22 protein-coding genes are annotated in these 25703 nt (G+C 64.5%); 9 read left to right on the plus strand and 13 right to left on the minus strand.

Annotation, left to right across the window (positions count from 1 at the left end; translation table 11 throughout):
- Positions 1-2: 2 nt before the first annotated feature.
- Positions 3-1322 (minus strand): FAD-dependent oxidoreductase, encoded by a 1320-nt coding sequence (locus tag K32_RS12895; protein WP_201399930.1) that lies wholly within the window; start codon positions 1320-1322, stop codon positions 3-5.
- A gap of 24 nt (positions 1323-1346) precedes the next feature.
- A complete protein-coding gene (locus K32_RS12900; protein ID WP_201399931.1) occupies positions 1347-2528 on the minus strand; it encodes a cytochrome P450 in 1182 nt (393 codons plus the stop codon).
- 474 nt (positions 2529-3002) lie between these two features.
- On the opposite strand from K32_RS12900, the gene K32_RS12905 reads away from it, so the two are divergent.
- The 3 genes from K32_RS12905 to K32_RS12915 all read left to right on the plus strand — a co-directional run bounded on the left by K32_RS12905 (position 3003) and on the right by K32_RS12915 (position 5867).
- The gene (locus K32_RS12905) at positions 3003-3974 is read left to right on the plus strand and encodes a sugar ABC transporter substrate-binding protein (protein WP_201399932.1); all 972 of its coding nucleotides are present in this window, start codon (positions 3003-3005) and stop codon (positions 3972-3974) included.
- Positions 3975-4046: 72 nt separating this feature from the next.
- Entirely contained in the window at positions 4047-5048 is a 1002-nt protein-coding gene (locus tag K32_RS12910; RefSeq protein ID WP_201399933.1) for an ABC transporter permease, read from the plus strand.
- Between the two features lie 12 nt (positions 5049-5060).
- Positions 5061-5867 (plus strand): ATP-binding cassette domain-containing protein, encoded by an 807-nt coding sequence (locus K32_RS12915; RefSeq protein WP_201399934.1) that lies wholly within the window; start codon positions 5061-5063, stop codon positions 5865-5867.
- A 103-nt stretch (positions 5868-5970) separates the two neighbouring features.
- Here the strand turns inward: K32_RS12915 and K32_RS12920 are convergent, their stop codons facing one another.
- The 8 genes from K32_RS12920 to K32_RS12955 form a co-directional block, all read right to left on the minus strand.
- A complete protein-coding gene (locus K32_RS12920) occupies positions 5971-7401 on the minus strand; it encodes an amidase (RefSeq protein WP_201399935.1) in 1431 nt (476 codons plus the stop codon).
- Positions 7398-7601: a hypothetical protein gene (locus K32_RS12925; RefSeq protein WP_201399936.1), complete on the minus strand. Its 204-nt coding sequence runs from the start codon at positions 7599-7601 to the stop codon at positions 7398-7400. Before K32_RS12925 ends, K32_RS12920 begins: the two co-directional genes overlap by 4 nt.
- A 36-nt stretch (positions 7602-7637) precedes the next feature.
- On the minus strand, positions 7638-9020 hold the full coding sequence (locus tag K32_RS12930) for an MFS transporter (RefSeq protein ID WP_201399937.1): 1383 nt from the start codon (positions 9018-9020) through the stop codon (positions 7638-7640).
- A 3-nt stretch (positions 9021-9023) separates the two neighbouring features.
- Entirely contained in the window at positions 9024-9941 is a 918-nt protein-coding gene (locus K32_RS12935) for an ABC transporter permease (protein WP_201399938.1), read from the minus strand.
- A gap of 37 nt (positions 9942-9978) precedes the next feature.
- Positions 9979-10926, minus strand: a complete 948-nt coding sequence (locus K32_RS12940; RefSeq protein ID WP_201399939.1) for an ABC transporter permease — start codon at positions 10924-10926, stop codon at positions 9979-9981.
- A gap of 75 nt (positions 10927-11001) precedes the next feature.
- Positions 11002-12606: an ABC transporter substrate-binding protein gene (locus K32_RS12945; protein ID WP_201399940.1), complete on the minus strand. Its 1605-nt coding sequence runs from the start codon at positions 12604-12606 to the stop codon at positions 11002-11004.
- Positions 12607-12625: 19 nt separating this feature from the next.
- A complete protein-coding gene (locus tag K32_RS12950) occupies positions 12626-13408 on the minus strand; it encodes an ABC transporter ATP-binding protein (RefSeq protein ID WP_201399941.1) in 783 nt (260 codons plus the stop codon).
- Between the two features lie 7 nt (positions 13409-13415).
- The gene (locus tag K32_RS12955) at positions 13416-14378 is read right to left on the minus strand and encodes an ABC transporter ATP-binding protein (protein ID WP_201399942.1); all 963 of its coding nucleotides are present in this window, start codon (positions 14376-14378) and stop codon (positions 13416-13418) included.
- 489 nt (positions 14379-14867) lie between these two features.
- Here K32_RS12955 and K32_RS12960 point away from each other — a divergent pair, with 489 nt between their 5' ends.
- Positions 14868-15404 carry an N-acetyltransferase gene (locus tag K32_RS12960; RefSeq protein ID WP_244669484.1) on the plus strand — a complete coding sequence of 179 codons (537 nt, stop codon included), beginning with the start codon at positions 14868-14870 and terminating at the stop codon, positions 15402-15404.
- 187 nt (positions 15405-15591) lie between these two features.
- On the opposite strand, the gene K32_RS12965 is transcribed toward K32_RS12960, so the two are convergent.
- From K32_RS12965 to K32_RS12975, 3 genes are all read right to left on the minus strand, one after another.
- Positions 15592-16377 (minus strand): SDR family oxidoreductase, encoded by a 786-nt coding sequence (locus K32_RS12965; RefSeq protein ID WP_201399943.1) that lies wholly within the window; start codon positions 16375-16377, stop codon positions 15592-15594.
- 121 nt (positions 16378-16498) lie between these two features.
- Positions 16499-17200 (minus strand): ribonuclease activity regulator RraA, encoded by a 702-nt coding sequence (locus K32_RS12970; protein WP_201399944.1) that lies wholly within the window; start codon positions 17198-17200, stop codon positions 16499-16501.
- A gap of 600 nt (positions 17201-17800) precedes the next feature.
- Positions 17801-18703 carry a LysR family transcriptional regulator gene (locus K32_RS12975; RefSeq protein ID WP_201399945.1) on the minus strand — a complete coding sequence of 301 codons (903 nt, stop codon included), beginning with the start codon at positions 18701-18703 and terminating at the stop codon, positions 17801-17803.
- 232 nt (positions 18704-18935) lie between these two features.
- On the opposite strand from K32_RS12975, the gene K32_RS12980 reads away from it, so the two are divergent.
- The 5 genes from K32_RS12980 (at position 18936) to K32_RS13000 (ending at position 25700) form a co-directional block, all read left to right on the plus strand.
- The gene (locus tag K32_RS12980) at positions 18936-21083 is read left to right on the plus strand and encodes an ATP-binding protein (RefSeq protein ID WP_201399946.1); all 2148 of its coding nucleotides are present in this window, start codon (positions 18936-18938) and stop codon (positions 21081-21083) included.
- A 3-nt stretch (positions 21084-21086) separates the two neighbouring features.
- Positions 21087-22145, plus strand: a complete 1059-nt coding sequence (locus K32_RS12985) for an NAD(P)-dependent oxidoreductase (protein WP_201399947.1) — start codon at positions 21087-21089, stop codon at positions 22143-22145.
- 54 nt (positions 22146-22199) lie between these two features.
- Positions 22200-23117 carry an allantoinase PuuE gene (puuE, locus tag K32_RS12990; RefSeq protein ID WP_201399948.1) on the plus strand — a complete coding sequence of 306 codons (918 nt, stop codon included), beginning with the start codon at positions 22200-22202 and terminating at the stop codon, positions 23115-23117.
- The gene (locus K32_RS12995) at positions 23117-24475 is read left to right on the plus strand and encodes a dihydroorotase family protein (RefSeq protein WP_201399949.1); all 1359 of its coding nucleotides are present in this window, start codon (positions 23117-23119) and stop codon (positions 24473-24475) included. The genes puuE and K32_RS12995 overlap by 1 nt, the downstream gene beginning before the upstream one ends.
- Positions 24476-24842: 367 nt before the next feature.
- Entirely contained in the window at positions 24843-25700 is an 858-nt protein-coding gene (locus tag K32_RS13000; RefSeq protein WP_201399950.1) for a proline/glycine betaine ABC transporter permease, read from the plus strand.
- Positions 25701-25703 lie beyond the last annotated feature (3 nt).

Here is a 25703-nt window from a genome sequence, read left to right on the forward strand (position 1 = left end):
GACTAGCCTCCCTCTGGCAGGTCAAGGCGCTGCTTCAGCGCGATCTCGACGAGCTTTTCGTGTTCACGGATCTTGCGACGGCGCCGGTTCGGCGGCGCGGCGGTCTTCTCGAAGGCGTCGATCGCCTGCCAGCCCTCGAAGGAAATCGCCTTGCCGATGACGGCGTCCGGCAGTCGCGCAAATCCCCCCTTGGCCGCCTCAGCGCTCGTCGCAAGCTCGGCAACGACCGCCGCGGCGACCGACCGTGCATCGTTGCGGTTTTCCGGGATCGTGCCGGTCGGCCCGCGCCGGAACCATCCGGTGCAGTAGAGCCCTGCCTCGATCCGCCCGGTCTCCGGATCGGCGACATCCGGCAAGGCGAAACCCTGATCGCCGGAGACCGCCTGCCGCGGCTTGAAGCCGATGGCGGTGATGACGCTGTCGGCCTCGAGCTCCAGGCGGCCTCCCTTGCCGTCGCTGCCGCCGAAGCGGATCCCGCGCAGGGTATCGCCCTCGAGGTTGACGCCGAGCGGCGCCCAGCCGAAATGGAAGGTGACCGTGACGGTCGCGTCTTGCGCCCCCGACTGCGCCGACAGTTGCCGGAGAGCCTCCAGCTTACCGTTCGCGCCTTCCGATCCGCCGTCCGCGTCGTCGAGATCGCGCACTTCGAAGCGGACGCCCTCGATCGCCTGGAATTCGCGGATCAACGACGTGTCGAAGCGGGCACTGCCGGCCGGCGACCGGCCGACGATGTCCACATGCCGAAGCGGCGCGGAAACCAGATGGGCCCGGGCCTCGTCATCGATGTCGGTATCGACGAAGCCGCTCTCGGGCCGAACCAGCAACCGCAGGACATCGATCGCGACATTGCCGTTGCCGACAATGACGCACGAGCCTCCGAGGTGGACGGAGCGCGCGGCCTCGCCCGGATGCGCGTTCAGCAGCCGCGTGACCTTGCCGGCGCCGTAGATGCTCGGATGATCGTCTCCGGCGAAGCCAAGCGGACGGTCCTCGTAGAGACCGGTCGCCAGGACGACGACGTCGAAGCGCGACCGGAGTTCCTCGAGCGAAAGATCGCGGCCGATCTCGATATTTCCGGCGAAGACCACGTCCTCGCGCTCGAATTGCCGGTCGAACTGCCGGGTCACCGCCTTGGTGCCCTGATGGTCCGCCGCGACGCCATATCGGACGAGCCCATAGGGCACGGGCAGCCGATCGAAGACCACGATCTCGACGTCGGGGGCGGCCTTGCGGACGAACTGGGCCAGGTAGCAACCGGCAGGGCCCGATCCGACAACGGCGACGCTCCGGCGCGAACCTCCCTCGTCAATGGGATTGGACATTGTGCGCTCCCAAAGTCCCACGCGTCAGGCGGGATCGAATTCGAGCGGCAGGGTCTCGAAACCGCGCTCGTTCATCTTGAGGGTCCGCTCCGGCTTTCCGGCGAGACGGAACGCGCCGAAGCTCGGCAGCGCCCGCTGCAGCACGACCTTCGCCTCGAGGCGAGCGAGCGGCGCGCCGATGCAGAGATGGATGCCGCCTCCGAACGCCATGTGCTTGCCGATCCTGCGGCCGATATCGATACGGTCGGGATCGTCGAAGCGGTTGGCATCCCGATTGGCCGAGCCATAGACGAGCGTCACGCGCGAGCCCTTCGGAATATGCGTGCCGTGCAGCTCGACGTCGCGGGTCGAAACGCGGGTCGAATTCTGGATCGGCCCGTCATAGCGGAGGAATTCCTCGATCGCGTTCACCGGCGCGGCGCTGGCGGCCTGCACCTCGGCCCGCAGATCGGGATCTTGCGCCAGATACCAGAAGATGTTGGTCAGAAGGTTCTTCGTGGTCGAGATGCCGGCGGCGATGACCAGAGTGCTCATGCCGACCTGCTCGAGCTCGGTCAGGGGCCGCCCGTCGATCTCACCCTGCGAAATCGTGGTCAGCAGATCCCCGCGCGGTGTCTTGCGGCGCAGCGCCAGCTCGTCGGCCAGCATGCCGCGAACTTCGCGCGCCGCCTGGAGCGCGGATTCCGGGATCGCTTCGCTGCCGGATTCACGGACGAACATGTCCAGGAAACGCTGGTAGACCCAATCGCGATTGTCCGGATCGACGCCGAGGAGATCGTTGATGACGCCGAGCGGAAGCCGGGTGGCGAAAGCCGTCGCGAAATCGACGTGCCGCTGGTCGCGCAGCTCCTCGACCAGCCCATCGACGCGGCGGATGACGTCCTCTTCCTGATTGCGGATGAAGGTGGGCGTCAGATGATCCTTGAGGACCGAACGCAGCATGTCGTGCGAGGGCGGATCGGATTCGACGATGTTGCCGTCCCCGAAAAAGATGCTGCCGGTATTGTCGAGATCGACACCTTCCGCGCTGCTGTAGGTCTGCCAGTCACGATTGGCCTCGACGACATCATCATAGCGAGACAGCGCGTAAAAGTTCCGCTCCTCATTGAAGTAGACCGGATATTCCTCGCGCAATCTGCGGTAGGCCGGCCACGGATCCTGGATGAACGCCTCGTCAAACGGATCCCATACCTGCGCCACGCTCATCCTGTGCCTCCCACAGTTCCAGAAACGGAGTTCGCCCCTAGATCCATCGGCAAAAGCCGCGATGGAACGGACAACCCTCCCAAGCCTTGGCCCGCATCCGAGCCGTTAACGCCAAGCTAGGGTCCCGAACGCCGTATGTCAACGTAGTCATTTTGATCACCCCGACAGAATCTGTTGAGAGGCCAGCCCCTTCCCTCGCCCCGGGACGGGGTCCATGAGACAGGCCCCTAAATCACCGATAATGTTAGGCATTCGAACAATTTCGCCGCGATTCCCGGCCGAGCCATGAACGCCATTCCGGCCCAGGAAAGACAGCGATCTTTGCCGTTAGCTTCAGACAACAGCGTATGTCCACGTTGACATACAGGTCCATTGTCCGCTAATCCATGCTGGCTGATGGACGTTCGATTGGCTGAGAGGGCCCTGAAAATCGGACGCGCCACGACCGGCGAATTCCATTTTCGGGAGGATCGAATGGGAACTGGAGCGCACCCTAGGCTTGCCAACTACCTGCAGCGGATTTCGATTGCCGCTGCCGTTGCGCTGGCCTCGTCAACGGCCGCCTTCGCGGCCGATCTGACGGTCGGATATGTCACCAAGTCGGCGACCAACCAGGGTTGGATTCTGATCAACAAGGGCGCCGCTGACGCCGCGAAGGAGGCGGGCGTCGAGCTGATCACCGTCGGCCCATCGGCTGCCAACGATCTTGGTGGCCAGCTGGCCACCATCGAGAACATGATCAATCGCAAGGTGAACGCGCTGGCGATCGCGCCGGCTGACTCGTCCGGCGTGACCCCTGCCGTCAAGAAGGCGCTCGAACGCAAGATCCCGGTCGTCGCGATCGATACCGCGATCTATGGCGCCGATGTCACCAGCTTCGTGGCGACCGACAATCTGGCCGCCGCCAAGGCTCAGGCCAAATGGGTCTCGGAGAACATCGACGACAAGGGCAGCCTGATCCTGGTCAACGGCTCCGTCGCCCAGTCGACGGGCCGCGATCGTCGCGATGGCTTCGTGAACACGCTCAAGGAGCTGAAGCCCAACGCCACGGTCTACGAAGTCCAGACGAAGTGGGACCAGACCGAAGCGCAGAACGGCGTCGAGGCCCTGCTGCGCGCGCATCCGGAAGTCACGGTCATCGCGAACGCCTGGGACGGCGGCACGATGGGCTCGATCGCCGCGCTGAAGGCCGCCCGCAAGAAGGCCGGCGACATCAAGGTCGTCGGTTTCGACGGCGCTCCGGACGCGCTCAAGCAGATGAAGCTCGGCTGGGTCCAGGCCGATATCGCCCAGCTGCTCTATCTGCAGGGCTTCAAGGGCGTCACCGCGGCGATCAAGGCCGCTCGCGGCGAGAAGATCGAGGAGCGCATCGACACCGGCCACGCCGTGGTCGTCCCGGAAAACCTGGAGAAGTACGTTCAGGATAACCACCTCGGCTCGCTCTGAGCGGCCGACGGACGGGCCGGCGCACGCGCCGGCCCCAACTGATCACCTTCACTTCAGGATTAGGGTCGTATCATGAATACTGCCGTTCACACGCGCGGTCAGACGCAGAAGCCTGCGTTCGCCCTCAGCATCAATCGCCTGCTGAAAATGGATTGGCTCGGTGCGGGCTGCGGCGTGGTTCTGGTCGTTGCGCTGCTCAGCTTCGCCTCGCCGTATTTCCTTACGTCGGACAACCTTCTCACGATCTTGGTCCAGACCGCCGTCGTCGCCATCCTGGCCGGCGGACAGACATTCGTCATCCTGACGGGTCAGATCGACCTCGCGACGGCGTCGGTCACCGCACTTGCCGGCGCCGTCGTCGGCATGCTGATGGTCTCAACCGGGCTTGATCCCTATCTGGCGATCGGGCTCGCCATCTCAATCGGCGGCGCGGTCGGCCTGTTCAACGGCTTCCTCGTGGCGGTGTTCCGCCTGCCCGCCTTCATCGTCACGCTGGCCGGCCTCTCGCTCTGGCGTGGACTGGGGCTGCAGCTGACCGGCGGTTTCGATTCCTCGCCCATGCCGGATGCGATCGCCTTCCTCGGCCGCGGCGAAATCGGGTTCGTTCCCGTGCCGGTCATCATCATGCTGGCCTACTTCGTGATCATGGCGTTCGTCCTCAAGCACACGAAGCTCGGGCGCTACATCTATGCCATCGGCAGCAACGAGGACGCCGCCCGCCTCGCCGGCATTCGCGTCACCCCGTACAAGATGGCGGCCTTCTTCATCGGCGGCCTGAGCTCGGGTCTCGCCGCGATCGTCCTGATCGGTCGCCTCGACAGTTCCGGCGGCACAATCGCCCAGGGCCTCGAGCTCGATGCGATCGCGGCGGTCGTCCTCGGCGGCACGTCGCTGTTCGGCGGTCGCGGCAGCATCTGGGGCGCCCTGCTCGGTGCCGTGCTGATGGCGACCATCCGGAACGGCATGGACCTTCTGCAGATCTCGCCCTTCATCCAGTTGATGACGCTCGGCATCGTCATTCTCGTCGCGGTCGGGCTGGATGTGCTCCGCGTGCGCCGCTTCAGCCGGTCTTAAGGGAGGTTGGTTATGGAGCTTCAGACAAGCGTGCGTGAAGGTCATGGCGCCAAGCCCGGCGCGGATGAATTGCTTCTCGATGCACGGGGGATCAGCAAGCACTATGGCGGCGTCGCCGCCCTTGACGGGGTCAACTTCTCCATCCGCCCCGGCGAGCACGTCGCCCTCGTCGGCGACAATGGCGCCGGCAAGTCGACCCTGGTCCGGGCGCTCACCGGCGCGATCCGGCCCGACAGCGGAACCCTCCGGTTCGACGGGCAGGACTGCCAGTTCGCGTCGCCGGTCGATGCGCGGAAGGTCGGGATCGAGACCGTCTATCAGAACCTCGCGCTGGCCGATCACCTCGACGTGGCCTCCAATTTGTTTCTGGGACGAGAAGAATTCAGGCTTCGCCTCGGCCCGCTGAGCCTGCTGGCGCACGACCGGATGAAGAAGAAGGCGGTAGAGCTGCTGGCGAGAACCGGCGTTCACATCCCTCGCCTCGGCGACGCCGTGCTCAACCTCTCGGGCGGCCAGCGCCAGACGGTGGCGATCGCCCGCGCCGTCGGCTGGGGCTCGCGCCTCGTCATCATGGACGAGCCGACGGCGGCCCTCGGTGTGCAGGAGACGAAGCATGTCGAGGACATCATCAAGCGGCTGAAGGAACAGGGCATGGCGGTTCTGATCATCAGCCATAATCTGCGGCAGGTGTTCGAGCTCTGCGAGACGGTCTGGATCATGCGGCGCGGCCGCGTCGCCGGCAGCCGAAAGACGGCGACGACCACACCGGAAGAAGTGATCCGCCTGATCACCGGCGCGAACGAGATCGCGGCGGCCTAGCCTCTCCGGCAGGCTGTCGGTCGCGCCATCCAGCGGCCGGTAAGCGAAACCAATAGCCCTGCGGAGAGCCTCCTCCGCAGGGCTTTTCTTTTGGTACTTCGGCTCAGGCGGCGACGGGCGGCAGGACCGGATTGGGATGCGGACCAGCCAGCCTTTCGAACGCCCGCGCGGCGCGCAGCACCAGCGCGTCCTCGTGCAGGCGCCCGGCAATCTGGAACGAGAGCGGCAGGCCGACGGAATCGAAGCCCGCCGGCAGGGCGATCGCCGGCTGGCCTGTGATATTGAACGGCGGACAATAGCGCGTCATGCCGCTCATCAGGTTTTCCGTGACGTTGTCATAGGTGACGTCCTCATCGCCCACCCGCCAGGCCGGGAAGGGCACGACCGGCATCGCGATCAGATCGACGCTCTGCATGATTTCGGCATAGCTCCGCGCGATCGTCTGGCGGACGCGCTGGGCGTGGATGTATTCGGTCGCGGGCAGGAAGGCGCCCTGGGTGATCAGGCCGCGAACCCGCGGCGAATAATCGTTCGGGCGCTCGCGCAGAGAGTCACTATGCCCTTCGGCAAGCTCCGAGGCGGCGATCGCCCACATCAGGCTGCGCGAGGCCAGATGATCGGGAAGCTCGATCTCGACCAGGCGGGCGCCCGCCCGCCGCAGCAGGTTGAGGCTTGCATGGAAGGCGGCGAGCATCTCCTGCCCGATGCGCTCGTTCGCCTGCCGGCGCGGGACGCCGATGCGCAGGCCGTCGATGCCGAGCTCGATGCCAGAGAGATAGTCGGACGCGGGCCGCTCGCTGCCGGCGGGATCGCGCGGATCGGGCCCGGCCAGCACCTGCATCAGGATCGCGGCATCAGTCACCGTGCGGGTCATCGGGCCGACATGATCGAGGCTATAGCCGGCCGGCAGCACCCCTGCCCGGCTGACCACGCCATAGGTCGCCTTGAGGCCCACGATGCCGCAGGCGGCGGCCGGCAACCGGATCGAGCCGCCGGTATCGGAGCCGAGCGCCGCATAGGCGAGGCCCGCCGCGACGGCCGAGCCGGAGCCGCTGCTGGAAGCGCCGCAGGACCGCTCGAGGTTCCAGGGATTGCGGGTCTCGCCGAAATCCGGATGCACGCCGCCAAAGGCCAGTTCGTACATGTTGAGCTTGCCGAGGATCACTGCGCCGGCGCGGCGGAGCCGTTCGACCACGGTGGAATCGCGCTCGGGAACATGGTCGGCATAGAGCGGGGAACCGCCGGTCGTGCGCACGCCGGCGGTTTCCATGTTGTCCTTGATCGCGATCGGCACGCCGTGCAGCGGACCGAGGCGAATGCCCTCGGCGCGCAAGGCGTCCATCGCCCTCGCCTGCGCCAGCGCGGCCTCGGTGCAGACGGTGATGTAGCAGTTCAGCTGCGGATTGTGGGCGGCGATCCGCGACAGCATGAGCTCCGTCACCCGAACGGAAGTCACCTCGCCATCGGAGATCCGGGCGGCGAGCTCGCCGAGCGGCAGGAAGGCCAGCTGCTCGTCGGACAGCGCCGCGCTCATGCCTGCACCCGATCGATCGGGAAGACCACGAAGGGCTCGACGCCGTCCGTCTCGATCTTGCGCAGGTCGGCCAGCCCCTCGAAGCCGCCCCGGAGTTGCTCCGTCAGCGCGGCCTCGTCGAGGCCTTCGAGGTTGATCTCGAACAGGCGGGCCAGCGCCTGCATTGCTTCGACGGTCATATCGAATGCCGGTCTCTTCATGGTCACTCCTCACGGGCCAGGCCGGGTTTGGGGGAACTAACGGATCCTGATTTTCGCAAGCGGCTCGGCGTTGATGATCAGGCAGACGGCGAAGGCCAATCCCGACATGCCGAGGACGATCGGAAACGCATCGTCGAGATGCCCCTGGTAGAGATTGGCTAAGGCGCCGAAGAGGCCGATGCCGAGCACGGCGCCGATCTGGCGCGTGGTGTTCAGCAGCCCGGATACGAGGCTCGCCATGCCGGAGCCCGTGCGGCGCACCACCAGGAAGGTCATGGCCGGCACCGCGATCGCCACGCCGAGGCCGATCAGGGCCAGGCAGGCGTAAATGGCGACGCCTTCGCTCAGGCCCGGGATCGAGGCAAGGGTCCCCGACAGGCCCATCGCGGCGCCGATCGAAATGGTGCGATGCGGCCCCTGGGTGACCGTCAGCTGCCCGCCGATCATGTTTCCGAAGACGGTGGTGCCGGTCATCGGCAGGAAGGCGAGACCGGTCTGGCTGGGCGAATAACCGAGCTGGAACTGGAAGAACACGCCGAGGAAGAACAGCAGGCCGTAGAAGCAGAAGCTGACGAGGATGCCGGACAGGCAGCCACGCCAGACGTCGGATTGCCGGATCAGCGTCAGGGGCATCAGCGGGTTGGCGCTGCGGCGCTCGACGAGCAGGAAGGCCGTGGCGGCGGCGAGGAAGGCGCCGAGCGAGACGAGGAAGGTACGGCTCGCCAGCCCTGCCCCCAGTTCGATGCAGGTCCAGGTCAGGGTGGCCAGCGCGACGATCGAGAGCACCAGCCCCGGCACGTCCAGCTGCCTGAGCTCCGAGATGCGGTCCCGGGGGCCGGCCAATTGGTCCCGCCACAGGGCTCGCCCGAGCAGAAGCGCGGCGAGCCCGACCGGCAGGTTGAGGAAGAAGATGCTCTGCCAGCCGAGCCATTCCACCAGCGCGCCGCCGAGATACATCCCGACCGCCAGCGACAGGCTGGAGCAACCGATCCAGAGACTGATGGCGCGCGCCTGCTCGGGACCGTGGGGGAAGCTCTGCTTGATCAGCGTCAGTGACGTCGGCACCGCCAGCGCCGCGCCGATGCCCTGCCCGATCCGGCCGATCATCAGCCAGCCGATGCTCTCCGCGAGCCCGCCGACCAGCGAGGCCGCGACGAACACCGCCGTGCCGATCATGAACAGCAAGGCCGGGCCCAGGCGGTCGGCGATGAAACCGCCGGCCACCAGCAGGCTGGCGAAGATCATCAGATAGACCGTCGTCATCCATTGCAGCGATTCCATCGTCGCGCCGAGCGCCTGACGGATATCGGCCATCGCCACGTTGACGATGGTGACGTTGAGGATCGTCAGGCTGAAGGTGATGCTGACGGCGGTCAGGACGGCCCATCTATCGTCCCGCCGCCGGAGTGGCGCGTGCATGGGTCAGCGCTTCATGATGGTGCGCTGGCGCGGGTCCATAGCATCGCGGATGCCGTCGCCGACGAAGTTGAAGGAGAGCGCGACGATGACGATGATGATGCCGGGTATGGTGGCCACATGCGGGCTGCCGCCCAGCACCTTCAGCCCGTCCGACGACATGATGCCCCAGTCCGAGATCGGCGGCTGCACGCCGAGCCCGAGGAAGGACAGCCCGGAGGCAAAGACGATCATCGAACCGATGGCCGTGGTGGCATAGGTGAGCACCGGCGCCAGCACGTTGGGCAGGACCTCCTGGAACAGGATCTGCCCCGTCGAGCTGCCGGCGACACGCGCCGCGTCGATATAGTCGCGGTTCCGGATGGACGCCGCCTCGATATAGACGACCCGCGTGAAGTACGGGATCATCACGATCGACATCGACAGCATGATGTTGACGACGCCCGGCCCGAGCACCGCCGATACCGCGACGGCCAGAAGCACCATCGGGAAGGCGAAGAGCACGTCGAGCGGCCGCATGATGATGGCGGCGACGCGCCCGCCGAAGAAGCCGGCCGTGATGCCGAGCGTCAGCGCCACGATCGCCGTCGCCAGCGGCGGCAAAATGCCGATCGGCAGCGAGACGCGGCCGCCCCAGATCAGCCGGCTCAATATATCGCGGCCCTGCCCGTCCGTTCCGAGGAGATGGCCTTCGGAGAAGGGTGGCAGCAAGCGCCGCACCTGGTCGCCGGCGCTGTAGGGATCATAGGGCGCGATCCAGGGCGCCAGGATCGCGACCAGCGAGACGATCGCGATCATGACGAGGCTGATCGTGGCGATGCGGTCCCTGGTAAAGGTTCTCCAGGCGAGAACCGCCTGCGACTGATGCGTGGCGCCTTGCGCCTGCGGGACAACATCGGCCGTGTCGACGGCGGCGTCTGTCATGGAGGTCTCCTGTCGGATGCGGACGGCTCGGGCGCGGCTAGGCGCGCACGCGCGGGTCCAACGCTGCCTGGGTGATGTCGGAGATGAAATTGACGAGGACGAACAAGGCGCCGACGCACAGCACGACGGCCTGGATCACCGGCACGTCGCGGGAAATGATCGAGTTGTACATGAGCTGGCCGATGCCCGGCCAGTTGAAGACCACTTCGCTGAACAGCGCAGTGCCGAAGAGATAGCCGAGCTGCAGGCCGCAGATGTTGACGATGCCGGGCATGGCGTTGCGCAGGGCATAGCCGGTGATCACGCGCCATTCGGAAAAGCCGCGGGCGCGGGCCGCCGTCACATATTGCTGCTTCAGGATGTCGATCATGGCGGCGCGGGTGAGCCGGAGGATGACCGCGAGCGGAATGAGCGCCGCCGTCACCGCCGGCAGGATCAAGTGGCTGAGGATCACCAGCGGACCGGACGGCCTGCCGATCACCGTCATTCCTGAGGATGGCAGCAGCTTCAGATGCAGGGCGAAATAGATCGCGAGCAGAAAGCCCAGCCAAAAGGGCGGCGCATTGGCCAAAAGCAGCGAGCCGGTCACCGAGATCTTGTCGATCCGGCTGTTCTGCTTCACGGCGGCGAGCACGCCGAGCCCGATGCCGAAGACGGAGGCGATCAGGAAGGCGGCGAGCGTCAGGAGCAGGCTGTTCAGCGCCCGCGGCACGAGGACGTCGAGCACCGGCATGCTGAACGAGATCGAGCGGCCGAAATCGCCGACGATCACGTGCTTGAGCCAGATCCCGTATTGCTGGACCGCCGGCAGATCGAGGCCGAGGCCGCGCCGGAGTTCGGCGACGGCTTCGGGCATCGCATAAGGTCCGAGCAGGACCGCCGCCGCATCGCCCGGGATCAGCCGCATCAGGAAGAAGACCAGCAGCGACATGCCGAAGAGGATGAAGGGAACGACGATCAGCCGATTGGCGATGAACCGGAGCATGCGTCTGCCTCGCTTTCCAGAAACAAGTCGATCAATCCGGAAAAAAGGGCAGGCCATCCGGCCTGCCCCGCTCGCTTACTCGGAGATCCAGATGGTGTTGTAGGATTCGATCCAGTCCGCCGCCCGGATGAAGCCCTTGACCTTGCTCGCCATCGCATAGGCGCCCATGTCGCTCACCACCGGCAGGTGGTAGGCCTGCTCCATGTCGCGCTCGGCCAGCTTGCGGGCCAGGTCGATGCGGGCCTTCTGGTCCGTGGCGCCGATCATGCCGGTCAGCATGGTGTCGACTTCGGCATCGTTGACGTGGCCGGAATTGCCCCAGGACTTGCTCTGCAGCGGAACCTGCAGCCAGAAGTCGGAATTCGATCCCCACGACTGCTGGTTCATTCCGACATTGTCCTCGAGGCCCTTGAGCCAGCGGCCGAGATAGGTGTTCCACTCATAGGTCTGGAGCGTGACGTCGACGCCGATCTTGCGCAGGTCGCGCTGGATCCATTCCGCCATCTGGACCGGCATGATCTGGCCGGAACCGGAGGTGGATTCCTCGTAGACCGTCTTGAACCCGTCCGGATAACCCGCCTCGGCGAGCAGCGCCTTGGCCTTCACGGGGTCATACGGATAGGGCTCCTTCCAGTTCGGGTCGTAGGCGGGCGACGAGGAGGAGACCATGGAGAAGGACGGCTTCGCGGTGCCGCGCAGCAGCTCGCGGGCCATGCCCTCCTTGTCGATCGCCATGGAGACGGCCTGGCGCACCTTCTGGTTGGCGAAAGGTCCGGTCTTGGCGTTGAAGTCGACGTACCAGATATGCGGCAGCGGCCCCATGGCGACGGTGTAGCCTTCGCCCTTCAAGGGTTCGACGTCGTCAGGCGGAACCGAGATGATCAGATCCACCTCGCCGGCGCGAAGCGCGTTCACCCGCGTCGTCGAATCCGGAATCTGGCGGAAGATCAGTTGGTCGAGATAGGGGTAAGGCTTGTTCCAGTAGTCCGGGTTCTTGTCGAGCGTGATGTATTCGCCCTTGACCTGCTCCGTGACCTTGAACGGACCCGTCCCGGCCGGATGATTGCCGACATCGTCATTGCCGTAGGTCTTGATCGAGGTCGGGCTGGCGATCGTCGGCAGGCCCGGCGACGCGCCTTCGGCCAGCTGGTCGATGAAGAAGGCGTTGCGCTGCGACAGCGTGAAGACGACAGTCGCGTCGTCCTTGGCCTCGATGCCCTTCAGATACAGATAGCGGAACTGCGGAATGCCGGCGCCACGCGAATTGTAGAACTCGAACTTCGGATCCCAGACGCGGCGGACGTTGAACACGACCGCATCGGCGTTGAACGGCGTGCCATCGTGAAACTTCACGCCCGGGCGCAGGTGAAAGGTGTATTGCAGCCCGTCGTCGCTGACGTCCCAGCTGGTGGCGAGAACGGGGATGATCGGCGGCGGCGCGCCCTTGGTGTCGACCGTGTAGTCGCGGGCGACGAGCCCTTCGAAGACCAGCTGGTTGACGCGGGCGGCCGCGCCGGATTCGCTCACGGCGGGATCGCGCGTGCCGATATCGGTCTCGGCGCCGATGATGAGGCTTCCGCCGGGCTTCGGCTCCTCGGCGCGCAGCAGGGACACCGGCGCCGCCGACAACAGCAACGCACTGGCGAGCATGACAGTTCTGAGTAGCGACTTGCCCAACATTGTTGTGACGCTCCTGTTGTCACAGTGGATGTGAGGAATGGTGCCTCGCCGAGAGCGAGGCGTTGATGAGACGGCGCGTGAAGGGATGTTCGGGCTGCTCGAAGATCTGATCGACCGCGCCGCTCTCGATGACGCGGCCCTTGTCCAGGACTGCGACGCGGTCGCTCATGTAGCGACCCATGAGCAGATTGTTCGCCACGAACAGGTAGGTCAGCCCCAGCGAGGCCTGCAGGTCCTTGAGCAGGTTGGCGACCTGCGCCTGGACCGAGACATCGAGCGCCGAAAGCGGCTCGTCGAGGAAGATGAAGCGCGGACGGGACACCAGCGCGCGGGCGATGCCGGCGCGCTGGCACTGGCCGCCGGAAAGCTCGTGCGGGTAACGCATGGCGAAACGCGGATCGAGTCCGACCTGGGTCAGCGTCTCAGCGATGCGATCGCGCATCTCGCCGCGCTGGGTGACGCCGAAATTGCGTATCGGCAGTTCCAGGCTCTCGCCGATCTGCCGGCGCGGATTGAAGGCGGCCAGCGGATTCTGGAAGATCATCTGGATTTCGCTGCGCTTCGCGCCGGATTCCTGCCAGCGGAAATCCAGCTTCTTGCCGTCATAGAAGACCTCGCCATAGGTCTGGCGCAGCAGGCCCAGAATGATGCGGCCGACGGTCGACTTGCCGGAACCGGAGGGGCCGACGAGCCCGAAGGTTTCGCCGGCCCGTATCTCGAGGTCGATGTCCTCGAGAATGTCCTTGCTGCCGACGCGGAAGCAGATCTGGCGCAGCCGCACCAGCGTGGGGGTCTCTGTCATCGCAGCCTTATGCCTCGGCATAGAGCCAGCAGCGCGCCGCTCGCTCTGGGCTTACCGGATAGGTTTCGGGGAGCTGGATCCCGCAGCGATCGGAAGCCTTGTCGCAGCGCGGGCGGAACGAGCATCCGGACGGGAGCGCGGTGAGATCCGGGATTTCGCCCGGGATCTGGCGCAGCCTGCCATGGCCGCCATCGGAGGGCACGGAGGCGATCAGGCCCCGCGAATAGGGATGATAGGGCCTGTCGAGCAGGTCGGCCGCCGGCCCCACTTCCACGGCGCGGCCGGCATACATGACGACCACGCGATCGGCGAGACGCGAGACCACGCCGAAATCATGGGTGATCAGCCAGACCGCCATGCCGGTGCGGGACTGGATCTCTTTCAGCTGGATCAGGATCTCGTCCTGCGCGACCGCGTCCAGAAGCGAGGTCGGCTCGTCGGCGATCAGGAGGTCCGGCTCGCCCGCCAATGCCAGCGCCAGCATGGCGCGCTGCGCGTCGCCGGCGCTCACCTGATAGGAATAGCAGCGCATCAGCCCCACCGGATCGGCGAAGCCGATGTCGCTCAGGATCGCCCGGCCGATCCTGTCGGCCTCGTAGCGGGAGACGTTGCGGTGGAACCGGATGGTCTCGATCAGCTGGTCGCCGACCCTGCGCATTGGATGCAGCGCCGAATAGGCGTTCTGGAACAGCATCGCGATCCGCTTGCCGAGCACCTTGCGCAACTGGGCGGGCGGCAGCGCCAGAATGTCGACCCCGTCGAGAAAAGCGGAGCCCTTTTCGATGACCGCCGGCGGCTGCGGCACGAGGCGCGTCACGCTCAGCGCCGTGACGCTCTTGCCGGAGCCCGATTCTCCGACCACGGCGACCACTTCACCGCGATCGATCGTGAAGCTGACATCATTGACCGCACGGACGGTTCCCGATGCAGACGGGAAGGTGGTGGTCACGCCCTGGATATCGAGCAACAACGGCCTGCTCCTCTCTAAAGGACACACCAAGCCGTTGCTCACGGCGGCGACCGCCATGAAGCCCGTTACTGCGACCTGATGCTATTTGCGGGAGAAAGCCATTCGACCGACACAAAGGCGATAGGCATTTCTCTTACGGCCGAGACGCTATCTGCTTGCCAGCGGCCGTCAAGCTGGAATGACTTCTGCGAATTAAATTAGCATGCAAATACAATTACTTGCATAAAATATCCTCAGGCTGCCCAGTGTTCATGTGCGAATCCTGAGCACAACTATGTTCGGACAAATCCGGACGAAATCACCTTCCCAAAGGGCACATCCGTCGCGAAAAATCGGCTCGAGACGGAGACCTCGTCGACGCCTGTCAGCGCGAGGCGACGGATGCGCCCCCCCCGGCCCTCGCCCACACTGAAACTGCCGCTCCGGCTCCAGGCGGAGCATTCTCCGCTTCCCAGCGATGACGTCGTGCGGCTACACGGGGACGCGGCCATGCAGCCTGCCCTCTCCCGGCGCAGCCCTCCTATCGATGAAAGAAACATCTTTCGAATGAGCGCAAAGCCTTATCTCCATCTCTGCAAGAAGCTGGAACCCGGCACGGCGCATCTGCCTGAATGGCCGGAAGGGGCTCGGCTGGTCGAGTTCACGCCGCAACTGGCTGAAGCCTCGCATCGCCTGCTACGATCCGCCTACTCCCAGGGCGGCGGCGAGGTGCCGGAGTATCCGTCCTGGCTGAACGCGCTTCTTAATGATCCGGAATACGATCCGGCACTCGTGTTTCCGGTGCTGGATTCTTCGGGACGCGTGATCGCCTTCGCCCAGTGCTGGACCAGCGGCTTCGTCAAGAACCTCGCCGTCGACGCCAGCCGGCGACGACAGGGTCTGGGCGAGGCTCTGCTCCAGCACATCCTGAACGTGTTCACACGGAGAGGCTCGCAGCGACTGTGCCTGAAAGTCGAAGCCGACAATCCCTCCGGAGCGGAGCGTCTCTACCGACGCCTCGGCTTTGACGATTTTCGCGAGGGCTGAAGCTGGGACCCAGCCAACGCGCCCCCCGCTGTTCGACTACAGCGCCGCCGACGAAGGCCCCGCCCTGAGGCGCAGCAACTCAGGCTCCCTCATTCAGGACCAGATGGACAGCCGAAGGAGCGCTCACTGCTAGAGAGCGCCAATTGGGGCGCTCTCTTCGCACGCCGATTACGTGCCTCAACCTGTCTCACACGCTGGCGATCAGGCCGCCATCCACGCGGATGACCGAGCCCGTCAGATAGGAGGAGCGGCTGCTCGCCATGAAGGCCACGACATCCGCATATTCCTGCGGATCGCCGTAGCGACCGAGGGGAATCGAACTCGTGCTGGCTGCGGCAACTTCCTCGATGGACTTGCCTTCGCGCTCCGCCTTTTGCGCATCGAGGAACGTGATGCGCTGCGTCGCGACGCGGCCTGGCAGGATGACGTTGACCGTCACGCCATCCTTGCCCACCTCGCCGGCAAGGGTCTTCGACCAACCCAGCAGCGACATCCGCAGCGAGTTGGAAAGGCCCAGATTGGCGATGGGAGCAATGACGCCCGACGAGGTCGACGTGATGATGCGACCCCACTTGTTTTCCCGCATCTTCGGCAGCACGGCGTCTGTGATCGCGATGACCGACAGGACCATGCTGTCGAAGTATTTCCGCCAGTTCTCCACGCTTTGGCCGGAAACCAGCGTGGGCGGCGGGCCGCCGGTGATGTTTACAAGCACATCAACCGATCCCAACTTCGTTTCTATCTCGGCAAGATTGGGGGCTATTTTCGCGAGATCGGCGAGATCCCATTCGATGGCTGCGGCCGATCCACCCTTGGCGCGAATGTCGGCTGCCGTCTTCTCGGCGGCATCCAGGTTGATGTCCGCGACGGCAATCCGCGCACCTTCTTCCGCCAGCGTTTTTGCGATCGCGCCGCCAAGGCCGCCACCGGCACCAAGCACGAGGGCAGTCTTGCCACCCAATCCCAGATCCATAACAGACTCCCAATTTTGTGGTTTTTTGCTCGGCATCTGGCCGGGCGCAGGCCGGTGCCCCCTCGTGCGCACGATCGGTTCGGCCTTGATCGATCGTGCTTTCTGTGGCGAGGGGCGCCCTCTAGCGGTTTCGGGTCGCGGAGGCTCTAAACCGCTCGCGCACGGCCTCATCCGGCGGATAGATGTCTGTCAGCCGAGCACCGCTGAGGACCTGTTCCCGAACCCAGAGATCCAGCCTCTCCTCGTCAGGGCCCGATGCAGCGATCTGCTCCGCATAGCGAGGCGGCACAACAACGGCGCCGTCACCGTCGGCAACGATGTAATCGCCGGGAAAGACAGCAACACCACCGCACGATATGGGTCTCTGCCAGTCTACAAAGGTCAGTCCGCTCGTCGAGGGAGATGAAGACACTCCATTGGACCACACCGGGAATCCGATTTCCTCAATGGCATCGCGATCCCGGATCGCTCCATCGGTCACCAAACCCGAAACACCGATCACCTTCATCCGGGCGCACAGTATATCGCCGAACGAGCCCGCATGTGTAACGCCCCCGGTATCCGCAACCGCGATACAGCCCGCAGGCATGTCCTCAACAGCGGCCCGGGTTGAAATTGGCGCGCTCCAGATGCTTTCCGTCGCCAGATCTTCCCGCGCCGGAACGAACCGCAGCGTAAAAGCAGCACCAACTTGACGCTCCTGGCCCGGACGCAGCGGCGAGGCGCGCCGTATCCAGACATTCTTGAGCCCCTTCTGGAACAAAAACGTAGTAATTGTCGCAGTCGAGACCTGCTTCAGGGCCTGGACAATATTTATGGACATTTAGTCGCCTATTCTGAATGTAGTTCTTGTCTACGGCATGCGCGCTGGATGTAGTGACAAGAGGAACTTCGCAACGGCCTGTTCAACAGCAATTCGGGCAAGAAGCTTTCTGCGGATGCAGGGTTCGTCCTTTTCCGGAGCGGCGCTTCCGGCGCTCTCATGAGGTCCCAGGCGCATACATTCGGCAGAATGCCTCCCTTTTGATCAGGGCAGCGTAAGAGGCTTTGGCGGCCCCTTCTTAGTAAAAGGCGTCGCTAATTAGTCCCAATCCGCCCACAGGAGGGCGCTGCTGGACCGCATCGGATCTGCCCGAGGCACCCGTGGCAATGTGGGGCCGCTATAGGGCGCGAGGGCCTTGCTCGACACCCCGAGGACCATGCCTGGGCCCTCCATCTGGATCAGAAGCCCACGCTGCGGACGAGCAAAGCGATTTTGGCGGCCCGCGCCGGCTCCCCTCTACGGGCGACCTTGGTTGTCGACCGATCGCGGTCAAACGTCAGCAGGAACCCCTCCCCTGGCCTCGCGCTGCTCGGCAGCTCCGATGATCAGCCGTCCAGGAAGCGCCCCCTGGCACAAAAACGTCTACCGTCGGATCGGGTATCAGGCTTCGGTCTTGAAGTAGTTCACGATGAACTCGAGCAGGGCCTGGGTCGCTCTGGTCATGGATCGGTTCTTCGCGAACGACAGCACCACGGGCTGGGGCGGCACCGAATCCAGAATGGGAATGCAGACAAGCGGCGCCCCATCGTAGCTGATGTCACCGACGGGCCGCGTGACGGAAATGGCGACGCCAAGTCCGTGGGCGACCATTCCCCGCAACATCTCCAGATTGGCCGCGTACCGCGTGACGCGGGGCACGCGCCCGGTCCGCGTAAACAGGGACAGCTGGTACTGCTTGCTCTCCGGCCAGTCGATCAGGATGTAGTCTTCGTCGACGATGTCGCCCAGACTGACGCCGGGCCGCCCCGAAAGCCTATGGCCCTTCGGAAGCAGGACAAAGGGCGAGACATGCCAGAGGGTGATCGACGACACGTCCTCCCACATGCCGGTATCGTATGTGATCGCTAGATTCAGATCATTATTGAGCAAGGACTGATGCAGCTCAGGCTGATCTTTCAAGTAATACTGAACGTCGAGTTTGGGAAATTCCAACGTCAGCCGGCGCATCAGCGCCGGGAGATAGTAGGAAGCGATCGGGTCGAAGCAGCCTAGCGATACCCTCCCCGCGACGAAACGCGGGTCGACGCCCAAAGACTGCTCGAGGTCCTGGGCCTGGTCGAGCAGCTTAAGGGCCTGCTCGAAGACGATCTTTCCCTCGGCCGTCAGGCGAATCCCGTGCCGGTTGTGGCGCGTTACCAATGCCGCGCCGAACAGGTCTTCCAGGTGGCTGATAGCCGCCGAAATCGAAGGCTGGGAAATGCTGAGCCTTCTGGCCGCGGCACTGACGCTGCCAATGTTGGCCGCCGTCACGAAGTAAGTGAGCTGTGTCAGGCTGAAGCGCAATTTCCCGAACCTCGATCATCCGTGCCCGCGAATCCCGGCGGCGAGAACGCGGCCTCTGCCTAATGGCCTTTCCGCCGGAGGAAGGCGGCGCTCCGTCCCACATATCAGAAAAACGGATATGTGGCCTATGCAAATAATATTATCGCTGATGACTCCGCGCCGGCTACATTCAGCCCAACAGCTTCCGAACTTCACTTCCATCAGGATTTTGACGCGCATGTGCAGCCGATGCTTGGACAACGATATCTCGTTTCTCGGTCCTGACTTTCCGACGTTTTTCCGGAATCCGCTCCATCATGGCCAAAACGGGCTGCTGCTCATCGACACCAGGCAATCTGGCGAAACGACCTTCGATCGAGTGTTCGCAAGCTCCATAGAGGGCGGGCAGCTGCGCTATTTCGTCGTTGAAGGTTTCCCGGGCGAGCCGTTTGGGCCTTGGCGGGCCTTGGTCGGCGGCTTGTCGGCCGACGTGGCCGGTCTCGGCGACACCGAACGTCGCGTGCTCGGCAATTTCGTGAACGGCCGGGACTTGAGCCTGCCCCTGCTCAACGCCCATCATGCGCGCTACCGGACCTTCGACGCCGTCCGCCAGCTCCTTGACCATGCCTCCAAAGCCAGGCCGCTGGCCATCCTGTTTCACCGGCTGGACCTGAGCGATGAAGCGTCGCTTCAGCTCCTGAGTTTCCTCTCCCCGTTCCTCGCAGACATGCGGGTATTCGTGGCGGCGACGGTCGATGCCGGAGACGAGGCCTCGCTGGCCCGCATCAAGGGCTCGTTCCCCCGGGCCTCCGTCAACGCAGTCGCCAGCCCCGGCGGGGAGCAGGCTGAAACGAGTCCGTTCAAGCTGACGCTGCCGACTGTCGAGGCGCTCCCCGTCGCCTCGGATGCCTCGTCCGACACGGCTTCGGCCGGCCAGTGGGCCGATGCCGCGACATGGGCAAAGAGCATCGGCGCCGCGGAATTCGTGGCCAGGTATCTGAGCAGATGTCTGGAACTCGCCGCGGACGCGGACCAGCAATGGGACATCCTGATCGAGCTGATCAAGAGCCACGCGGAAAACAACCGCAGCGAAGACGCCGAACGCTACCTCGCCTTGTGGCTCGAGCACGACAAGACCGGACGATTGGATCCCGGTCCGCTTTCCGAAATCGCCCTAGCCTTCTGTGATGCAGGGCTGAGCCGGACGCAGCTTTCCCCGCTCCTCGAGCGGCTTGCGGGATCGAGCGACGGGATTGCCTGGGCAAGGGGCGAGCTGCTCGAAGCTCCTGAGATCGCCAGCATTGCCAGCGGACGCGTGACCCAAGGGCGCTGGCTCGGCGCGAACCAGAAGGCCACGCGCATCGCCAGAGAGCTTGGAACGGAGGAGGATTTCGCGCGCACCCTCTATGTCTACGATTGGTGGTCCAAGGCAGATCTGGACGCCATGCTGACGGCATCCGAGGGTTGGCAAAGCCTTTCCGGACGCTCCAGGGCTCTGTCGGTCGCGGCGGAAACGCTGATGTACCGGTATGGAGGCTTTGCGCGCGCCTGCGAGCTGCTCGAGGAACAGGCCCGCATGCACAGGCAGACGGGCTGGATCGAGGAGCAGGCCAAGTCGCTGGTGCGCCTCTCCATGGCGCTTCTTGCCAATGGCGAACTGGATCGTGCCGACGAGACGCGCGTCAAGGCGCGGGAGACGGTGTGGCGCCTGGGGCCGGAATACCTGATCTACGAGCATGCCGGCACCAAGAGCGGCGGCGATCTCTACCCCGAGATTTCAATGGAATCGAACTTCGCATGGTATCGCGAGGGCGATTGGCTCGCGGTCGCGGAACATTGGGCCATGGCCGTCGCCATGCATGAAGGCGCCGGCAGCCCCGTGCATATCGTGGAAGCCGCGATGACCGCGCAGGCCTATGCGCGGCTCGGTCGCTTCGACGATGCTCGCGTGTATCTAGACGAGCTGATGGCCATCCTCCCGCTGCTCCAGCCGCGCGACTGGGCGTTCAACGGCGCGGTCGGCCGAGCCACTCACGCCATCTGGGACATGCTCGACGTGAAGTACGCTTCGGCGTTCCTCGCATTCACCGAGGCTCTGCTCGCCGATGGCGTCGGTGACTGGACCAATACGTCGCTCGAACTCAGCGCCGCCCGGATGGCAGCCCTCCTGGGGAAACCCGAGCTTGCGACTGAATACTTCTCGAAGGCACGACAGGGCCTCAACGAGGACCAGGCACCGCAACGCGGTATCGTCGACTTCGACGAGGCGATTGCCCTCCGTCTGGCCGGAGACACCGGCTCGGAGCGACGGCAGGCGCTGCTCGCATCTGCCATCGACTGTTTCACCGCCAATCGCATGACCGGATGGCACGAGAGAGCGGAACGAGAGGCAAGGATCTAGTCGATGCCGGCCGCGTCCAACACCATGACAAATACCGTTCTGATCACCGGCGCCGCGGGCTTCATCGTGAGCAATGTCGCGAAGGAGTATCTCAGCGCGGCACCGGAAGCCCGGGTCATCGTCTTTGACAAATACAAGGGCGACGACCTGGCGCAGGAGCACCTCCGGCCGTACGCGGATCGCGTCGAGCATGTCTTTGGCGATATCCGCGACAAGGCGCTGATGCGCGATGTGGTCCAAACCTATCGGCCGCAGGAGGTCATCCACGCGGCGGCGATCACGCATCAGGCCCAACTGGAGCGGGACGACCCGAGCGTCTTCATCGACGTCAACATCAACGGGACCGTCTCGCTGCTGGAAGCCGTCAAAGCCGACAGCGGACTGCGCCGGTTCGTCTACGTCAGCACAGGCGGCGTGTATGGCGAGCCCTCCGAGCGCTCGCCTGCCGGGCCGCAGGGCGAAGAAGGCCCGTTCGACCCGCCGGAGCTCTATGCCGTCTCCAAATATACTAGCGAGCTCCTCGTCAGACGATACGGAAAGCTGTTCGGCTTCGAGACGCTACGCGTCCGCTTCGCCGATGTCTTCGGGCCGATGGAACGGGCGACGGGCGCGCGCACGACCCTTTCGCTACCCTACGGCATGATGCGAGCGGTCCTGGAAGGAAGAACACTCAAGGTCTCGTCATCAGCGCTGGACGCGAAGATGGACATCATCAGCGCCGAGGAAATCGCCCTCGCCTTCACCAGGCTCCTGCTTCAGCCCGGCCTTCCCCATGATGTCTACAATATCGCCTCCGGGCAGCACCTCTCGATCCGGGACCTGCTGGAGGCCTTTCGCTCGGTGGAGCCCCGGTTCTCCTACGTTGAGACCACGACGGCCGAGGCCGACGTCACGGCCGATCCGTCGCTGACCCGAGGTCGCTACAACGCCTACGACGTCAGCCGCATGCGAGATCTCGGCTGGCAGCCGCGTCCCCTGAAAGAGCAGCTGGAGCGATATCGGGATTGGGTCGCCCACGATCCGGTCAACCGCTGCCCGGCGACCTCGCCTGCCCGGTCCTGAACCGGGCCAGCGCCGCCATCCCATTCCGCCCAACGATCCTTGCGAGGAAAGCCAGTGTCAGCCCAGCCCTATCCCCGTGACCTCATCGGGTACGCAGACCAACCGCCCCATGCCGCCTGGCCGGGCGGAGCGCGAATTGCCGTTCAGTTCGTGCTGAACGTGGAAGAAGGCGGCGAGCACTGCATTCTGCACGGCGACTCCCATTCGGAATCGCACCTGTCCGAGACGGCCGCCCTGCCGCTGGACGGCAGGCGCAACTTCATCGTCGAGTCCTTCTACGAATATGGTGCTCGGGCCGGGGTCTGGCGCATCCTGCGCCTGTTCGACAAATATCGCATGCCGTTCACCTGCTTCGCGGTCGGCATGGCCGTCCTGAGAACGCCGGATACCATCCGCGCGATGCGCGACGCCGGGCATGAGATCGCCACGCACGGATGGCGCTGGATCAGCTACCAGGACGTGCCCGAGGCCGTGGAGCGCGATCACATCCGTCGGGCGATCGCGGCCCATGAGGAGGTGCTTGGCGAGCGTCCGCTCGGGTTCTATGCGGGGCGCCTCAGCCCGAATTCGCGGCGTCTCAGCATCGAGGAAGGCTTTCTCTATGATGCCGATTCCTATGCTGACGATCTGCCGTACTGGAACCACGACTATGGTCGCCCGCATCTCGTGGTGCCCTACACGTCCGACACGTCGGACATGAAGTTCCAGACCGCGATCGGGACCTTCAGCGAGGGCGAGCAGTTCTTCACCTATCTGAAGGACAGCTTCGATTGCCTGTATGAAGAGGGGGCGGTCGCGCCGAAGATGATGTCGGTCGCGCTGCACAGCCGGATCATCGGTCGGCCCGGGCGTATCCGCTCGCTGGAGCGCTTCATGGCCTATATCGCCGAGAAGGAGGGCGTCTGGGTTCCCCGCCGGATCGATATCGCCCGCCATTGGATCGAATGCCACAAACCCGTCGTGTCGCTCTGATGTTCGATGAAAACACGCCTCGCAAGGCCTTTCGCAACGGGACGGTGATCACGAGCGCGGGCCCGGTCCGGGCGGACGTGCTGGTCGAGGGCGACAAGATCCTGGACCTTGTCCAGGAGGGCGGGTTCGAAGGGGCCAAGGAGATCGACTGTCGGGGCAAGCTTCTGCTGCCCGGCCTGGTCGACGCCCATGTTCACTTTCGCGATCCGGGAATGACCGAGAAGGAGGACTTCGTCAGCGGAAGCACGGCGGCGATCGTCGGTGGCGTGACCACGGCTCTCATCATGCCCACGGACGAACCCTATACCGCGAGCGAGGAGGATTTCGCCGACAAGGTGGCGCTGGCCAGCCGGCGCCTGCGATGCGACATCGGCCTGCAGGTCGCCGTCCGGCATGATGCACAGTCGCTAAGGCCGATGCGCGACCGCGGCGCTGTCTCCTTCGAAGTGTTCACCGCGGATGTGCCGGATCCGTTTCTGCATGATGATCTGGCGAAGGTTCAACGCGCCCTGGAGCGGGTTGCGAAGGTCCATGCCGTCGCCGGCATCAGCCCGGGAGACCAGTCGCTCCTCGACAGCTGGAGCCAGCTCCCGCTGTCGCAGCGGATCGGATTTGAGGATTTCTGCCGATCGCGCCCCCCGACCGCCGAGGCCATGGGCATCGCCCGGGCCATGACGGCCGCCATCGCCACCGGCTGCGCCATCCACATCCGGCAGGTCAATTCGCGACTCGGCGTCGAAGTCATCCGCAGGCTCAGGGATCTCTGCGACGTTTCCGTCGAAACCACGGTTCAATGCCTGCTCTTCGATCAGCACATCTACGAAACCAAGGGAGCCTTGGCCAAGGGATCGCCGCCGTTCCGAACCGCGGAGGACGTCGCCGCGCTCCGGGCCGCGGCCAAGGACGGCGTGATCGACATCGTCGCCACCGACCACGCGCCGCACACGATTTCCGAGAAGGAAGCCGCGTATGAGACGTTCGCTGCCATACCCGGCGGCATGCCGGGGGTCCAGACGCTTCTGCCCGCCATGCTCAAGTTGGTCGAGGACGGTGTGCTTTCCCTGAGCGACGTGGTGCAGGTCTCGGCGGAACGTCCAGCGAAGCGCTTCGGCCTCGGCGGCCGCAAGGGCACGGTGGCAAAAGGCCATGACGCCGATATCCTCGTCGTCGACCCGGGGCGTTCGACACGCATTCGGAATGCCGACCAGATCAGCAAGGCCGGGTACACCTTGTTCGACGGGATGGAAGTCCAGATGGCGCTCGAGCAGGTGTATCTGCGCGGCCAGCTCGCCGTTCAGAACGGTGAATACGCGCCCGGCTTCAGGGGGCAGGTTCTCGGGCCCGGCGCTTCAACGTAGAACCCGCGCCACGCTTCGGACCCGCAGGCGCATCGGGATGCCTCGGGCAAAATGACGAGAACGGCGGTGAGGCAAAGTCTCGCCGCCGTTTCGCATTGGTGGCGAGCCAGGGTCCATACTCGATTGCGAACGCGGCGGCGGGCGCTTGGCGGAGCCCGGCCATTTCGACACCTGCAGCAGGCACTTCAGGCCTCGCGCCGAGCCCCCTTTCCTGGCTCAGGATCCACGCAACGCGCTGTTCGCACTTCCGATCGTGCCCAGGTCCGGACCTCTCCATCGTCATTCGCTTTTAGCAAAATATTGTTCGCGTTGGGATCATACGCAACCGAGAGGCTGGCGCATCATCGGACGCGAAAGGGTTAGTTCCATGTACAAGCTCAACGAACTTTTCGCCGGGTTCACAATCCCGGCAAACGAGTGGATCCAGACCACCATCCTGTGGGCAGTCATTCACCTCCGGCCGGTGTTTCTGGCCATTAAATGGCCTGTCTCGAACTCTTTGGAACTCCTTGACCAGTTCCTGCGAGGCGTTCCCGCCCTGATAACCGTGGTCGCAATCGGACTGCTGGCATGGCGGGCATCCGGGACCCGACTGGCCGTCTGGAGCATCGCGGGCTTCCTCCTCATCGGCTTCCTGGGACTATGGGACATGGCCATGACGACGGTCGCCATGGTGCTTACCTCGGTGATCTTCTGCGTCGTCATCGGCGTCCCGATTGGCATCCTCGCATCGCGCAGCAGCCGGCTGGAAAAGTTCATCCGACCTGTGCTGGATGCCATGCAGACCACGCCGACCTTCGTCTACCTGGTCCCGATCGTCATGCTTTTCGGCATTGGCAATGTGCCCGCCGTCATCGCCACGATTATCGTCGCATTGCCCCCGACGATCCGCCTGACGAGCCTGGGCCTCAGGGAAGTCGACGAGGAAATGGTTGAGGCGGGTCGCGCCTTTGGCTGCACAAGCATGCAGCTTCTCAGGGAAATTCAGGTTCCGCTTGCGATGCCGACGATCGTGACGGGCATCAACCAGTCGCTGATGTTGTCGCTGAGCATGGTCGTCATCGCCGCGCTGATCGGCGCTGGCGGACTGGGGCTTGCCGTGTATTCGGGCATCAATCGCCTGGATGTCGGGGTCGCCGCAACGGCAGGTCTGGCAATCGTCCTGATCGCGATCATCACGGATCGCATTGGCCAGGCATTCGTCAATCGTCACTCCAACAACTAAAAA

Origin of the sequence: Kaistia sp. 32K (assembly GCF_016629525.1) — a bacterium.
Classification (GTDB): domain Bacteria; phylum Pseudomonadota; class Alphaproteobacteria; order Rhizobiales; family Kaistiaceae; genus Kaistia.